Raw genomic sequence first — 13,599 nt, 5'->3', positions numbered from 1 at the left:
CAGGCCCATTGCCAGTGTCAAGAAAGCCCTTAGAACTGTATGAAATTTGACCTATTGCCGCACACGCTATGAATCACAAGGGGTCCAGCCGTTGGCGAACACCTTATCCACACCTTGACCCACAGCAACTGTGGGCAAGTGCCTCGGGGTTGGGGATATTTCGCCGGGCAACGCCAATAAAAACCGTGACTTATGCAGAAGCAGCGGTTTTTGGGAGCATTGGTCAGTTTTTGAACAATCACCTGAAAGCCACGGAATCAGAAGCCTGTAGCGGAAGGCGAACACCTTATCCACAGAAAGGCCAACAGACTTTGGGGGCAACTGTGGGCAATGCCCCGGGGCATTGTGGAAAACCCCTGAAAGCCGCGAATAATCGGGTTCCTGACGGGGTAACGGGCGGAAAAACCGACATTTGGCTATTTTTTGAGCAAAACCCTGCAAGTCACGATCTGCAAGGCCTGTAGCGCTAAGCGAACATCTTATCCACAGAAGCGCCAACAGACTTTGGGGGCAAGTGCTGTGCAAAAGTCGCTTCGGCGATTTCCCCGCCCAGGAAAAAAAGCCTTAAAAAACGCCTGCTTAGCCTGATCAAATTTCGTACAGACGGCTACAGGGCTTGTTGCACATGGGCTGGAGCAAGGCGCGAACACCTTATCCACAGCTCCGCGCACAGGGATTGTGAGTAACCCATCGCTACTCTTGTAGGCGCTGGCTTGCCAGCGAACAGCGGTGCCCAGAGATGTGCAAAACCCCAGCGGCCCCTTCGCCGGCAAGCCGGCTCCTACGGCGGGTGCAGGCGCGATTTCCCTGGTAGGAGCTGGCTTGCCAGCGAACCGCGGAGCCCAAAGGTGGGCGCGCAGCCCGAGGGTTGTGCATAACCCTGAACTCAGCGAACCACGCCTTCTTCGATCAGCAGTTTGAGGATGGCCTCGGCGCCGGCCTCGGGGCTCACGCCCTTGAGCACTTGCCCGGTGCCACCGCTGGCCTTGGCGGTGGCGGCCTTCATCCGATCCGCGCCGCTCTTGGCCTTGATCACTTTCAGGCGCTTGGGCCGGGGTTTGGCCGGTTGCAGGCTGGAGGCTGTGAATAACTCGTCTTCCACCACCACGACCTGATCGGCCTGCAACAGACCACGGCGCGCCGGGCCGTAGGCGCTCTGGCGCGGTTTCGGCGCGGCGTTATCCACAGTGGCGAGAAACGGCAGGCGCACTTTGAGCCGCCGCCGCTGGCCACGGGGCAAGGCTTGCAGCACATGAGCCACGCCATCGGCCAGGGATTCGACTTGCGCCAGCCCCACCACCAGCGGCCAGCCGAGGTTTTCTGCCAGCAAAAACGGCAGCATGCCGGAGCCCTCGCCGGTTTCCGCCTGGCTGCCGGTGAGCACCACTTGGGCGCCCGCGTCGCGCAGGTACTGGGTCAGGATCGGCAGGGCATCGGCGCCTGCCGGTTGCTCCAGCACGTGCAACTGCTCCAGGCCCATGCCCAGGTAAGCGCGCAGGGCCGGTTCGGCGACGTCGCCGGCATGCAGCACCTGCAGTTTGTCCCCCGCCAGTTGCAGGCCCAGTTCCACCGCGCGGGCGTCCTGTTCGGCGCGCCGTGGACGGCCGGAGGTCGGGTGCGCGCCTATCGATACCAGGCTGATCACATTGCTGTTCATAACGTCCCCTTAAGCCGCATCGCGCTTGGCGTCGTTGCGGTAGGCCGCTACCGCCGCGATCAAGGCCTTGAGAATGTCCGCGCTGTCGCCAATCACCGACAGATCGGCGCGTTTGATCATGTCGCAGCCCGGGTCTAGGTTGATGGCCACCACCTTGTCGCAGGCGCCGATGCCCTGCAGGTGCTGGATCGCCCCGGAAATCCCCACCGCCACATAGACCCGCGCGGTGACCCAGATGCCGCTGGCCCCCACTTGCCGATCCCGGGCCATGAAGCCGTCGTCCACCGCCACCCGCGAGGCGCCTTCGGTGGCGCCCAGGGCCGCGGCGGTCTGGTGAAACAGTGGCCAGTCCTTGACCCCGTTGCCCCCGGAAAAGATGAATTCGGCCTCGGCCATGGGAATCACCGCCGGGTCCACCGCCACCGCGCCCAGATCCTCGATCCGCGCCAGGCTGCGGGCCACCGTTGTGGATAACTCCACCGGCAAGGCTTCGTGGCGGGTATCGCTGACCGGCTCGGCGCATTCGGCGGCGGCCAGGATCAGGCGTGGCGCTGGCCGCGCCAGGTCCTGCAGACCGGCGCCGGCACGGCCGATGCACTGCCCGTCCTTGACCTGCCAGACCCGGGTCGCCGGGCGTTCGCCCAGGGCCGCGGCCAAGCGCCGGCCCAGTTCGCCACCCCCGGTGCGGCTGTCAGGCAGCAGCCAATGGCGCGGGCTGAACTGGTTATCCACAGCCCGCAGGCCCTGCACCCGTTGTTCCGGTGCATAACCGTCGAACTCGCTGCCTTGCAGCACCAGCAGGCGGTCGACACCCGCCGTGGCAAAGGCCGATTCCTTGTGCTCGCCAAACACCACCGCCAGCACCGCGCCGTCCTGACCCGCCAACTGGTGGGCCAGGCCCAGCAGGTCGCGGTCGTGACTGCTCAGGCGGCCGCCGACCATGTCCGGCACCACGCTGATGTAGAACGCCGGCTGCGCCACTTGATGCAGCGGCAACTGCACCTCGGCCGCCGCCGTGCGCTTGGCGCTGCCGCCCTGCTGGGCGCCACTGCGGTCGATGCGCTTGAGGCCATTGGGCCCGATGAAACCGATGCCGTGGGGGTTCTTGCGGATCAGGCCGTTGGGCCCCATCCAGCTGTGTTGCGCCGGCTGCATGGCCGCGTGCAGCGGGTGCAGGCGGTTGCGGGCGATCCATTCGGCGCGGGGATCGCGGCGGATAATCTCGCTCATCAGTGCACCTCCGCAGGTTCAGGTTTCACCGACGCCGGCGCTTTGCTCGGAGCGGCCTCTTCGAGCAGCGCGTCGGCCACCAATTCAGCGATGTCCTTGATCATCGGCCGCGGCTCCACCACCCCTTCGAGCATGGCCGTGCACTGTGGACAACCCACGGCCACCAGCTCGGCGCCGGTTTCGCGGATGTCTTCCATGCGCATGTCGGGAATCCGCTGCTTGCCCGGAATGTCGGTGATCGGCGCCCCGCCGCCACCGCCGCAGCAACGAGAACGGAAGCCCGAGCGCTGCATTTCCTTGATCTCGATGCCCAGGGCCCGCAGTACGTCCCGAGGGGCTTCGTACTCACCGTTGTAGCGGCCCAGGTAGCATGGATCGTGATAGGTCACGCTGCTGCTTTTGTGCTGGCCCAGGTTTAGCGCACCGGCACCAATCAACTCGGCCAGGTAGGTGCTGTGGTGCTGCACCAGGTAGTGGCCGTTGAAGGCGCCGTACTCGTTTTTCAGCACATGAAAACTGTGGGGATCGCAGGTGACGATGCGCTTGAAGCGGTACTTGGCCAGGGTCTGGATATTGCGCTTGGCCAACAGCTGGAAAGTTGCTTCGTCCCCCAGGCGTCGGGCCACGTCGCCGCTGTCGCGTTCTTCCAGGCCGAGCACGGCGAAGTCCACCTTGGCTGCTTTCAGCACTTTGACAAAGGCCCGCAGGGTGCGCTGGTTGCGCATGTCGAAGGCGCCGTCGCCGACCCAGAACAGCACGTCGGTGCTTTGCTTTTCGCTGAGCAGGGACAGGTTCAGGTCCGCCGCCCAGTTCATCCGTCCGCCGGGGTTGAAGCCGCCGGGGTTGTCAGTGGCGATCAGGTTTTCCAGGACCTCGGCGCCCTTGTTCGGGGTCGCGCCCTTTTCCAGGGTCAGGTGACGACGCATGTCGACGATGGCATCGACGTGCTCGATCATCATCGGGCATTCCTCGACGCAGGCCCGGCAGGTGGTGCAGGACCACAGGGTCTCGGCGTCCACCAGGCCGTTGACGATGGGCTGGTGCGGATGGCCGCCGTGTTCGCCGATGGCTTTGCCAGGGTAAGGGCTGCCAGCGAACTGCGCGTCGGTGCCTCCGGCCAGGCCGACCACCATGTCCTGGATCAGTTTCTTCGGGTTCAGCGGCTGGCCGGCGGCGAAGGCCGGGCACGCCGCCTCGCACTTGCCGCACTGCACGCAGGCGTCGAAGCCCAGCAGTTGGTTCCAGGTGAAATCCTTGGGCTTTTCCACCCCCAAAGGCGCACTTGGGTCTTCCAGGTCCAACGGCTTGAGGCCCGTGGAACGGCCACCACCAAAGCGTTCCGCGCGACGGTGCCAGGCCAGGTGCAAGGCGCCAGCGAAGGCGTGCTTCATCGGCCCGCCCCAGGTCATGCCGAAGAACAATTCGGACACGCCCCACAGCACGCCGACCGCCAGAATCGCCGCCAGCACCCAGCCACCAAAGTGTTCCGGGAGAATCCCGGCCACCGGCAGGGTCACCACAAGGAAACTCACGGAAAACGCCAGCAGGCTTTTCGGCAAGCGCATCCACGGGCCCTTGGACAGGCGTGCCGGCGGGTTGCGCCGACGCTTGGCGACGAACAGCGCGCCGACGAACATCAGCGTGGTGGCCAGCAGCAAGGCATAGCCGAGGATGCGGTTATGCAGGCCAAAACCATGCACCAGGATCGCCAGCACCGCCGCCAGGACGAAACCGCCGGCCGTGGCCACGTGGGTGTTGGCCATGTATTTGTCCCGGGCCACCACATGGTGCAGATCCACCATGTAGCGCTTGGGCATGGCCAGCAGGCCGCCGATCAGATCGACCTTGGAGGCTCGCCCCCGGCGCCACAGGGCCACGCGTCGCAGCGCGCCGAGGAGCGCCAGGCCGACGGCGGCGAACAGCAGAATGGGAAGCAGGGTGTTCAACATCACAATCACCTTAGGGTCAGCTGCAAGCGGCTAGCTTCAAGCGGCAAGAAAAAGCAGGGCTGAGCATGCGCTCTCACTGGCCGCGCAAAACGTGCAACGGCGGCTAAAAGTCCTTACAGAGCGTCAGAGGCAAGCGACAAGCAAAAGCACTGCCGAATGCCTGCTTTAGCTTGCCGCTTGCCGCTTGAAACTTGCCGCTGCCGTCAGAAATCCTTGCACAGGCGCAGTGCGTCGTAGATCGCGGCATGGGTGTTGCGCTGGGATACGCAGTCGCCGATGCGGAACAACAGGTAGCCCTCCCCCGTCTCGCTCAGGCACGGCTGCGGCTTGATCGCGAACAGCGCCTCGACGTCGATCTGGCCCTTGTTGCGCGAACCTTCCTTGAGCCCGTAGTAGAGCTCTTCGTCAGGACGCACGCCGTTTTCAACCACCACCTGGTCCACCACCCGCTCTTCGCGGGCGCCGGTGTATTCGTTCTCCAGCACCGCCACCAGCTTGTCGCCCTCGCGGTAGACCTTCTCCAGGGTCAGGTCCCCGGTCATGATCACTTCCTTGGGGTACAGGCTGCGGTAGTAGGTGGGGAACGAGGTGCCGCCGACGGCGATGCCCGGCTTGATGTCGTCGGTGACGATCTCCACTTGCGAGCCCTTGTCGGCGATGAAGTCGGTGACCGACATGCCGGTGAACTCGCAGATGGTGTCGTAGACCAGCACGTTCTTGCCCGGTGCCACCTTGCCGTCGAGGATGTCCCAGCTGCTGACCACCAACCCTTCGGCGGCGCCCCAGTGTTCGTTCTGCTCGATGAACGGATGGCCGCCCACGGCCAGCACCACCACGTCGGGGCGCAGGTCGAGGATGGTCGCGGTATCCGCCGCGGTGCCCAGACGCAGATCGACCTTCAAGCGCGCCAGTTCCAGCTGATACCAGCGGGTGATGCCGGCGATCTGGTCCCGTTGCGGGGCCTTGGAGGCGGTGGTGATCTGCCCGCCAATGGCGTCTTTTTTCTCGAACAGGGTCACGTCGTGGCCGCGTTCGGCGGCGACGCGAGCGGCTTCCATGCCGGCAGGGCCGGCGCCGACCACCACCACCTTGCGCTTGATGCCGGTGGTCTTCTCGATGATGTGCGGCACGCCCATGTATTCACGGGAGGTGGCGGCGTTCTGGATGCACAGCACGTCCAGGCCCTGGTACTGGCGGTCGATGCAGTAGTTGGCGCCGACGCACTGCTTGATCTGGTCGATCTGGCCCATCTTGATCTTGGCGATCAGGTGCGGGTCGGCCATGTGCGCGCGGGTCATGCCGACCATGTCGACGTAGCCGCCTTCGAGAATCCGCGTGGCCTGGTTCGGGTCCTTGATGTTCTGTGCGTGCAGCACCGGGACCTTGACCACTTCCTTGATGCCCGCCGCCAGGTGCAGGAACGGCTCCGGCGGGAAGCTCATGTTGGGGATCACGTTGGCCAGGGTGTTGTGGGTGTCGCAGCCCGAGCCGACCACGCCGATGAAGTCCAGCATGCCGGTGTCGTCGTAGTACTTGGCGATCTGCTTCATGTCCTCGTGGGACAGGCCGTCCGGGTGGAATTCGTCGCCGCACAGGCGCATGCCGACGCAGAAATCGTCACCGACTTCAGCGCGCACCGCCTTGAGCACTTCCAGGCCGAAACGCATGCGCTTCTCGAAGGTGCCGCCCCATTCGTCGGTGCGCTTGTTGACCCGCGGGCTCCAGAACTGGTCGATCATGTGCTGGTGCACCGCCGACAGTTCGACGCCGTCCAGGCCGCCGGCCTTGGCCCGGCGCGCGGCCTGGGCGTAGTTGCCGATCACCCGCCAGATCTCTTCCGGCTCGATGGTCTTGCAGGTGGCGCGGTGCACCGGTTCGCGCACCCCGGACGGCGACATCAGGGTTGGCCAGTTGAAGCCGTCCCAGCGCGAGCGGCGGCCCATGTGGGTAATCTGGATCATGATCTTGGCGCCATGCTTGTGCATGGCGTCGGCCAGGTTCTGGAAGTGCGGGATGATGCGGTCGGTGGACAGGTTCACCGAGCTCCACCATTCCTGGGGGCTGTCGATGGCCACCACCGAGGAACCGCCGCAGATCGCCAGGCCGATGCCGCCCTTGGCCTTTTCTTCGTAGTACTTCACATACCGATCAGTCGTCATGCCGCCGTCGGTGGCGTAGACCTCAGCGTGGGCGGTGCTCAGCACACGGTTGCGGATGGTCAGTTTGCCGATCTGGATCGGCTGGAACATCGCTTCGAAAGCCATTTTTCTTAACTCCGCTTACAACGGTTTGACGACGAACAGGCCATCGTCGTGGCCTTCTTCGGAACCACCGTAAACCTGCTCTGCCACGGTGCGGATCTTGCTGCCACGGGCGGCCAGGATCTGGTCCATGGCGCCGGCGAACCAGCCGGTGAACATGTAGTCGACCTTGCGCCCGACCTTGCCGTACACGTAGACGAACGCCGAGTGTTCGAGCTTGACGCTGGCGGTGCCTTTATCCAGGTCGATGTCCTGGATCTTGAACAGGCCCCAGCCACGCTGGGACAGGCGCTTCATGTAGTGCTCGAACACCGCGACGCCTTCCAGGCCGTGGCATTCGGCTTCTTTTTCGCACCAGTGCCAGGCGGACTTGTAGCCGGCCTTGTAGAGGATCTCGGCATAGGCTTCGGCGCCCAGGACTTCCTCGATGCCCATGTGGTTGTTGACGAAGAAATGCCGTGGCACGTAGAGCATCGGCAGGGCGTCGGAGGTCCAGACACCGGTTTCGCTGTCGACTTCGATAGGCAGTTGCGGGGCGATCTTGGCCATGGAAACGTGACTCCAGATAATTCGTTTTTGGCTTAGCAAAGCCTTGGCTTTGCATTCATAAAAAAGCTGTGTGAATGCCTGTGGAGCCGTAGCGAGCACGTCGAGAGCAAGGAAGGACCGGAACGACAAGCGAGACAGTACGGAACGTACGGCGAGCTTGGCGTGAGGACCTGACGCAGCTATCGGCGAGCGCAGTAGGCTCCAGAGGCATTCACTCGCCCCAGACGTCCTTCAGGACACTGACCCAGTTCTCGCCCATGATCTTGCGCACCACGCGCTCGCTGTGACCGCGCTTGAGCAGGGTTTCGGTGAGATTGGGGAACTCGCCCACGGTGCGGATGCCCAGGGGGTTGATGATCTTGCCGAAGTTGGTCAGGCGCCGGGCGTAGCCCTTGTCGTGGGTCAGGTACTCGAAGAAGTCCTGGCCATGGCCCTGGGTGAAGTCGGTGCCGATGCCGATGGAATCCTCACCGACGATGTTCATGGTGTATTCGATGGCTTCGGCGTAATCGTCGATGGTCGAATCGATGCCCTTGGCCAGGAACGGCGCGAACATGGTCACGCCGACGAAGCCGCCGTGATCGGCGATGAATTTCAGTTCGGCATCGGACTTGTTGCGCGGGTGCTCCTTGAGCCCCGACGGCAGGCAGTGGGAGTAGCAGACCGGTTTCTTGGATTCGAGGATCACTTCCTCGCTGGTCTTGGAACCGACGTGGGACAGGTCGCACATGACCCCGACGCGGTTCATCTCGGCGACGATCTCGCGGCCGAAGCCGGAGAGCCCGCCATCACGCTCGTAGCAGCCGGTGCCCACCAGGTTCTGGGTGTTGTAGCACATCTGCACGATGCCCACGCCCAGCTGCTTGAACACCTCGACGTAGCCGATCTGGTCTTCGAAAGCGTGGGCATTCTGGAAGCCGAAGAGGATGCCGGTCTTGCCCACTTCCTTGGCCTTGCGGATGTCCGCAGTGGTGCGCACCGGCATCACCAGGTCGCTGTTTTCGCGGATCAGTTTCTGGCTGGCGGCAATGTTGTTGACCGTGGCCTGGAAGCCTTCCCAAACCGACACCGTGCAGTTGGCCGCGGTCAGGCCGCCCTTGCGCATGTCCTCGAACAGCTCGCGGTTCCACTTGGCAATGATCAGCCCGTCGATAACGATGCTGTCGGCGTGTAATTCGGCTGGGCTCATCAGGCTGTCCCCTTGTTGGCGATTCATGCGCCGAATCGTCTGCCGGCGCTTTGGGGTCAGCATATGCTTGAGGGCCGGGGCGCCTGGGTGCAAAAACGACAGGGGAATTGCCGAAAGCGTCAAGCACCGACAAAGGGCCGGACGCAGGGCACAGGCCGCCTCTGTTCTTTACCGGGGGCTTGCGCCAGAATTCGCCGCTTCAACGAAAGCGTCACTGGATGAGGGCAGCGCTGCAATGAAACCGATCTTCCTGGCCTTGTTACTGATAACGACCGGCGTACAGGCGGCCGAAGAGGCCGACAACACGCCCTGCGACGGCGTGGAAAACGACGTGCAGACCCTGGAATGCGCGACCTACAACCGCACCACCGCCGAGCAGTTGCTGAGCGACAACGTACAAAGCCTGCTGGAACGCCTGGGCACTCTGTACGGCAACGACAAGGCGCAACTGGCCGACATCAGCGCCAAGGTCAAGAACGCCCAGCAGCTGTGGCAGAAGCAGCGCGAAGCCGACTGCGCGGTGGAATCCTTCCCGGCCAAGCCCGGGACCAAGGCCTACACCATCGCCACCAATGATTGCCTGGCGCGGATGAGCGACGAGCGTTCGGAGTTCATCGAGTCCATCGCCCAGGAATGACCCGCCACCGCGGGTAGGAGCGGGCTTGCCCGCGAAGCATGTACGGCCCGAATCCATGTCGCGACTGGAAGAGCTTCGCGAGCAAGCTCGCTCCTACGCAGGTCATGGAGTCAGGCGCCGCCACGAAAGCATGAGACGCCCCAGGCGGTGAGCTTGAACGGCAGGTGGTAGTGCTGGCGCGGGTCGTCCAGGCCGAAGCGGTACACCAGCACATCGAGAAACGGCACGTGCGGTGACGCCTGGCCCTGGGCTCGATAGAACGCCGCCACGTCCAACTCCACCTCGTAGACGCCCCGTTCGAAGCGGTCCGCCAGCTCGCTCAGCGGGGCCAGCAGGCCGTTGTCGGCAATCTGCCCTTCGCAGAGCCACTCTTCGCCCAGGCGGCGTACCCGAACCTGCATGCCTGCGGCCACCTTGCCGCTGGCGACATCCACCACATGGATGGACACTCCGCCGTTCATTTCCAGAACCCCACATGGGCCTGGGCCGCTTCGTTCTCCAGCATCGGCCCGAACACCGGGATCTGCCGTTGCCCGCGGGCAAAGACTTCACGGCATGGCAGGGAGAAGGTCGGGTTTTCCGGGTGATCGCCGGTCAGTTCCAGCAAGGCGTGTTCGGACAGGGCGTAGACCACCCGGCCAATCCCGGTCCAGTAGATGGCCCCGGCGCACATGCAGCAGGGCTCGGCGCTGGTGTACAGGGTGCACTGGGCCAGCTCCTCGGGGCCCAGGAGCCTTGCGGCCTTGGCGGCAGCGGCCAGTTCGGCGTGCTGGGTCGGGTCGCCTTCGGGGGGCATCGAGTTGTTGCCGGCACTGGCAACGATCTTGCCGTTGCGGTCCGCCACCAGGGCGGCGAACGGGTGGCGACCGCGGGCCTTGGCTTCTTCGGCCAGTTCGATGCTCTGACGCAGCAGGTGCAGGTCCAGTTCGCTGACGCCGGCAGGGATGGGAGAAAGCATCTGGGTCATGGTGACCTCCTTTTCATGGGCAGAGTCCCGCCGAAAAAGACGGGTTGAAAGCAACTGTCAGTCATTGAGTCCGGCATGGATCGGCAGCGCGTCGGCCGCCGGCTCGCGGGGGTTGAGCAGCAGATTGAGGACGATGGCGGTGATGGCGCCGAGAAAGATGCCGCTTTCCAGCAGCAGCTTGAGGGGCCCGTGGGCGTGGGCGAACAGCGCCGGAAAGGACATCGGCAGCACGCCGACACTGACCGACACCGCGACGACGATCGCGTTGCGGGTGCCCTCGAACCTCACCCGCGACAGCTCCTGGATACCGGCCACGGTGGTCATGCCGAACATGACGATGGCGCAGCCGCCGAGCACCGGGGTCGGCACCGCGGCCACCAGGGCGCCGAGCTTGGGAAACAGGCCCATGAGCACCATGATGGCGCCGGCGGCGGCCACCACGAAGCGGCTCTTGACCCTGGACAGCGCGATCAGCCCGGTGTTCTGGGTAAAGGCGTTGTAGGGAAAGCTGTTGAACAGGCCGCCGACCAGGGTCGACAGACCATCGGCGCGAAAGGCATCGCCCAGGGTGCGCTGGGTGGTTGGCTTGCCGGCGAGCTTGCCGATGGCCAGGCAGTTGCCGGTGGTCTCGGCCATGATCACCAGCATCGCCAGGGTCATGATCAGGATCGGCATCAGGGAGAACTGCGGGGTGCCGAAAGCCATGGGCGGGCTCAGTTCGAACCAGGCCGCGTCGCCGACCTGGGCGAAGTGGGTCATGCCGAACGCCGCGGCGATCAGGCTGCCGACCAGCAGGCCGATCAGCACGCTGAGGTTGCCGACAAACCCGGAGAACCTGCCGTAGATCACCAGGGTCACCGCCACCGTGGCCAGGCCCAGCAGCAGATTGGCCGGCGCGCCGAAATCGTCCGCCGCCGGGTTGCCGCCCCCCAGCCAGATGGCTGCCGCCGGCATCAGGGAAATGCCGATGATGGTGATCAGGCTGCCGATCACCACCGGCGGAAAGAACCGCAGCAGACGACTGAACAGCGGCGCCAGGGCAATGGTGATAAGACCGGCGGCGATCACCGCACCGAACACTTCGGTCAAACCAAACTGCTTGCCGATCATGATCATTGGCGCCAGGGCAATGAACGAACAGCCCTGGATCAATGGCAGCCGCGCGCCGAACCGCCAGAAGCCCAGGGTCTGGATCAGGGTGGCAATACCGGAGGTGAGCAGGTTGGCGTTGATCAACAAAACCACCTGGGCCGGGGTCAGGCCCAGGGCATTGCCTAGAATCAACGGCACCGCCACGGCGCCGGCGTACATCACCAGCACGTGTTGCAGGCCAAAGCTGAACAACTGGCGAACGGGCAGGACCTCGTCCACGGGATGTACACGGGAAATAGTCATGTCGCAGGTCTCCTGAAGGTGCGGCTTTTGTTGTTCTGGCAGGCATCCGGGAGCAGCGCCCCGGCAGGAAGTTCGGACGGCGGCACCCATGATCTGTGCTTGAATGCGATGCAACAAATGAGCACCCATCGTTTTTAACGATGGATGACACAAGCCTGTCCTGGGCTCGGGAGACGCGATGCGCTTTTCACTGGAACAACTGCAGATGTTCGTCCAAGCGGCACAAACCGGTTCGTTTTCGGCGGCGGCACGCAAGCTGGGCAAGACCCAGTCCACGGTCAGCGTGGCCATCGCCAATCTGGAGGACGACCTGGGAGTGGAGCTGTTCGACCGCAGCAGCCGCAGCCCGGTGCTGACTGCCAGCGGACGCAAAATGCTGCTGCAGGCCGAGGCGGTGCTGGAGCGCTGCCTGACCCTGCAGGCCAGTGCCGACTGCCTGTCCCAGGCGCTGGAGCCGCAACTGACGCTCGTCATCGAAACGCCCTACGGCCCGCTGATGCCGGCGTTGCAAGAGTTCGAGCAAGCCTTCCCCTATGTCGACCTGCTGATCCGCCATCCGCTGTCCGGCGATGCCAGCGAACTGGTAACCCGGGGCGAGGCGGTGCTGGGCATCGCCTTTTCGCAACCCGGCTACCCCCAGGAACTGGAGTTCCAGCAGTTGGGCAAGCTGATCATGTTGCACGTCTGCCACCCGGACCACCCGCTGGCGCGACTCGACAGCGTGACCTTCGACGACCTGCATGGGCATCGGCGCCTGGCCTTCAGCGCCCATGCCGACAAGCTGCCCAGCAGCGAGTACCTGCGCTGCAGCCAGCTGTGGCAGGCGGAAAACTACCTGGCGCTGCTGGAGATGGTCCGCGCCGGCCTGGGCTGGGCCACCCTGCCCCGGCAACTGATCCAGCGCGAACTGGCCAAGGGCGAGCTGGTGGAACTGCAACTGGGCGCCTACCCCCATACCGACTGGCTGGTGGGCGTGGACCTGCTGTGGGCCCGGCAGCGAGTGATGGGCAAGGCCGAACGCTGGCTCAAGGAACGGCTGCTGCGCCAGAAGGTGTACGAAGTGGATCGGCGCGGGCAGTCCACGACCTGGTAACGCTGGCGCGGGCAACAAAGCGACAAGGTTCCAGGCTTGGCCGGACAGAAAATATAAGCAAGGATTCGTAATCCTTATAAAAGGCTTATATAGTCCGCCATGAACGAGATCCTCTGGAGTCGAAAAGCGGTCAAGCAGTTGATGCGACTGCACCACGAGCATCAGGTCCAGGTTCGTGATGCGATTGCCCTGCTGGCCGACATGCCCGCCAGTGGCAGCGTCAAAGCCCTGTCCGGCCACACCTATGCCTATCGCCTGCGGGTCGGGCAGTACCGGGTCCTGTTCGACTGGGATCGAGTTATCCACATCGTCAGTGTTCAAGAGGTCAAGAAACGTGATGAACGCACCTACTGACATCCAGATCATCCACGGCCCGGACGGCAGCCCGGCATTCGTGGTGATTCCCTACGCGCAGTACATGGCACAACACCAGGAAGCCGATCTGATTCCCCATGACGTCGTCAGCCGCATGGTCGACGGCGCCACGCCGATCCGCGCCTGGCGCGAGCACCTGCACCTGACCCAGGACGAAGTCGCCAGGCGCCTGGGGATTTCCCAGCCGGCCTTTGCCCAGCAGGAAAGCGTCGCCCGCCCGCGTCGGGCCACCCGGGAAAAGATCGCCGCCGCCTTCGGCATACGCGCCGACCAGCTGGAGCTGTAAGCTGCGCCTCA

Annotated in this window: 13 protein-coding genes; 4 read left to right on the top strand and 9 right to left on the bottom strand. The window is 64.1% G+C overall.

Annotated features, from left to right (window positions below; all coding sequences use genetic code 11):
• Positions 1-886: 886 nt before the first annotated feature.
• From GWQ44_RS08300 to GWQ44_RS08275, 6 genes are all read right to left on the bottom strand, one after another.
• Positions 887-1,657, bottom strand: coding sequence for an electron transfer flavoprotein subunit beta (locus tag GWQ44_RS08300; protein WP_103740387.1), 771 nt, complete (start codon positions 1,655-1,657; stop codon positions 887-889).
• A gap of 9 nt (positions 1,658-1,666) precedes the next feature.
• On the bottom strand, positions 1,667-2,887 hold the full coding sequence (locus GWQ44_RS08295) for an electron transfer flavoprotein subunit alpha/FixB family protein (RefSeq protein WP_275927016.1): 1,221 nt from the start codon (positions 2,885-2,887) through the stop codon (positions 1,667-1,669).
• Entirely contained in the window at positions 2,887-4,836 is a 1,950-nt protein-coding gene (gene dgcB / locus GWQ44_RS08290; RefSeq protein WP_275927015.1) for a dimethylglycine demethylation protein DgcB, read from the bottom strand. The genes GWQ44_RS08295 and dgcB overlap by 1 nt, the downstream gene beginning before the upstream one ends.
• 203 nt (positions 4,837-5,039) lie before the next feature.
• Positions 5,040-7,100: a dimethylglycine demethylation protein DgcA gene (gene dgcA, locus GWQ44_RS08285; protein ID WP_016962811.1), complete on the bottom strand. Its 2,061-nt coding sequence runs from the start codon at positions 7,098-7,100 to the stop codon at positions 5,040-5,042.
• Positions 7,101-7,115: 15 nt separating this feature from the next.
• Positions 7,116-7,646 carry a 4-vinyl reductase gene (locus tag GWQ44_RS08280; RefSeq protein WP_016962810.1) on the bottom strand — a complete coding sequence of 177 codons (531 nt, stop codon included), beginning with the start codon at positions 7,644-7,646 and terminating at the stop codon, positions 7,116-7,118.
• Between the two features lie 211 nt (positions 7,647-7,857).
• On the bottom strand, positions 7,858-8,835 hold the full coding sequence (locus GWQ44_RS08275; protein ID WP_102861999.1) for a dipeptidase: 978 nt from the start codon (positions 8,833-8,835) through the stop codon (positions 7,858-7,860).
• A gap of 235 nt (positions 8,836-9,070) precedes the next feature.
• Here GWQ44_RS08275 and GWQ44_RS08270 point away from each other — a divergent pair, with 235 nt between their 5' ends.
• A complete protein-coding gene (locus GWQ44_RS08270) occupies positions 9,071-9,472 on the top strand; it encodes a lysozyme inhibitor LprI family protein (protein WP_016967158.1) in 402 nt (133 codons plus the stop codon).
• Between the two features lie 110 nt (positions 9,473-9,582).
• Here GWQ44_RS08270 and GWQ44_RS08265 read toward each other — a convergent pair whose 3' ends face one another.
• Genes GWQ44_RS08265 through GWQ44_RS08255 form a run of 3 tightly spaced genes read right to left on the bottom strand, consistent with a single transcriptional unit; the run spans position 9,583 to position 11,834 of the window.
• Complete coding sequence (locus GWQ44_RS08265; protein WP_275927014.1) at positions 9,583-9,921, bottom strand: hydroxyisourate hydrolase; 339 nt, start codon at positions 9,919-9,921, stop codon at positions 9,583-9,585.
• 8 nt (positions 9,922-9,929) lie between these two features.
• A complete protein-coding gene (locus tag GWQ44_RS08260; protein WP_016967160.1) occupies positions 9,930-10,439 on the bottom strand; it encodes a nucleoside deaminase in 510 nt (169 codons plus the stop codon).
• A 57-nt stretch (positions 10,440-10,496) separates the two neighbouring features.
• The gene (locus tag GWQ44_RS08255) at positions 10,497-11,834 is read right to left on the bottom strand and encodes a nucleobase:cation symporter-2 family protein (protein WP_275927013.1); all 1,338 of its coding nucleotides are present in this window, start codon (positions 11,832-11,834) and stop codon (positions 10,497-10,499) included.
• 178 nt (positions 11,835-12,012) lie between these two features.
• On the opposite strand from GWQ44_RS08255, the gene GWQ44_RS08250 reads away from it, so the two are divergent.
• The 3 genes from GWQ44_RS08250 (at position 12,013) to GWQ44_RS08240 (ending at position 13,588) form a co-directional block, all read left to right on the top strand.
• Complete coding sequence (locus tag GWQ44_RS08250) at positions 12,013-12,927, top strand: LysR family transcriptional regulator (RefSeq protein WP_179599410.1); 915 nt, start codon at positions 12,013-12,015, stop codon at positions 12,925-12,927.
• A 99-nt stretch (positions 12,928-13,026) separates the two neighbouring features.
• A complete protein-coding gene (locus GWQ44_RS08245; protein ID WP_275927012.1) occupies positions 13,027-13,281 on the top strand; it encodes a type II toxin-antitoxin system RelE/ParE family toxin in 255 nt (84 codons plus the stop codon).
• Positions 13,265-13,588, top strand: coding sequence for a helix-turn-helix transcriptional regulator (locus GWQ44_RS08240; protein ID WP_016967163.1), 324 nt, complete (start codon positions 13,265-13,267; stop codon positions 13,586-13,588). The genes GWQ44_RS08245 and GWQ44_RS08240 overlap by 17 nt, the downstream gene beginning before the upstream one ends.
• Positions 13,589-13,599 lie beyond the last annotated feature (11 nt).

Origin of the sequence: Pseudomonas sp. 3MA1, assembly GCF_029237275.1 — a bacterium.
Taxonomy (GTDB): domain Bacteria; phylum Pseudomonadota; class Gammaproteobacteria; order Pseudomonadales; family Pseudomonadaceae; genus Aquipseudomonas; species Aquipseudomonas fluorescens_AP.
This window is presented reverse-complemented; position numbering and strand designations above follow the sequence as displayed.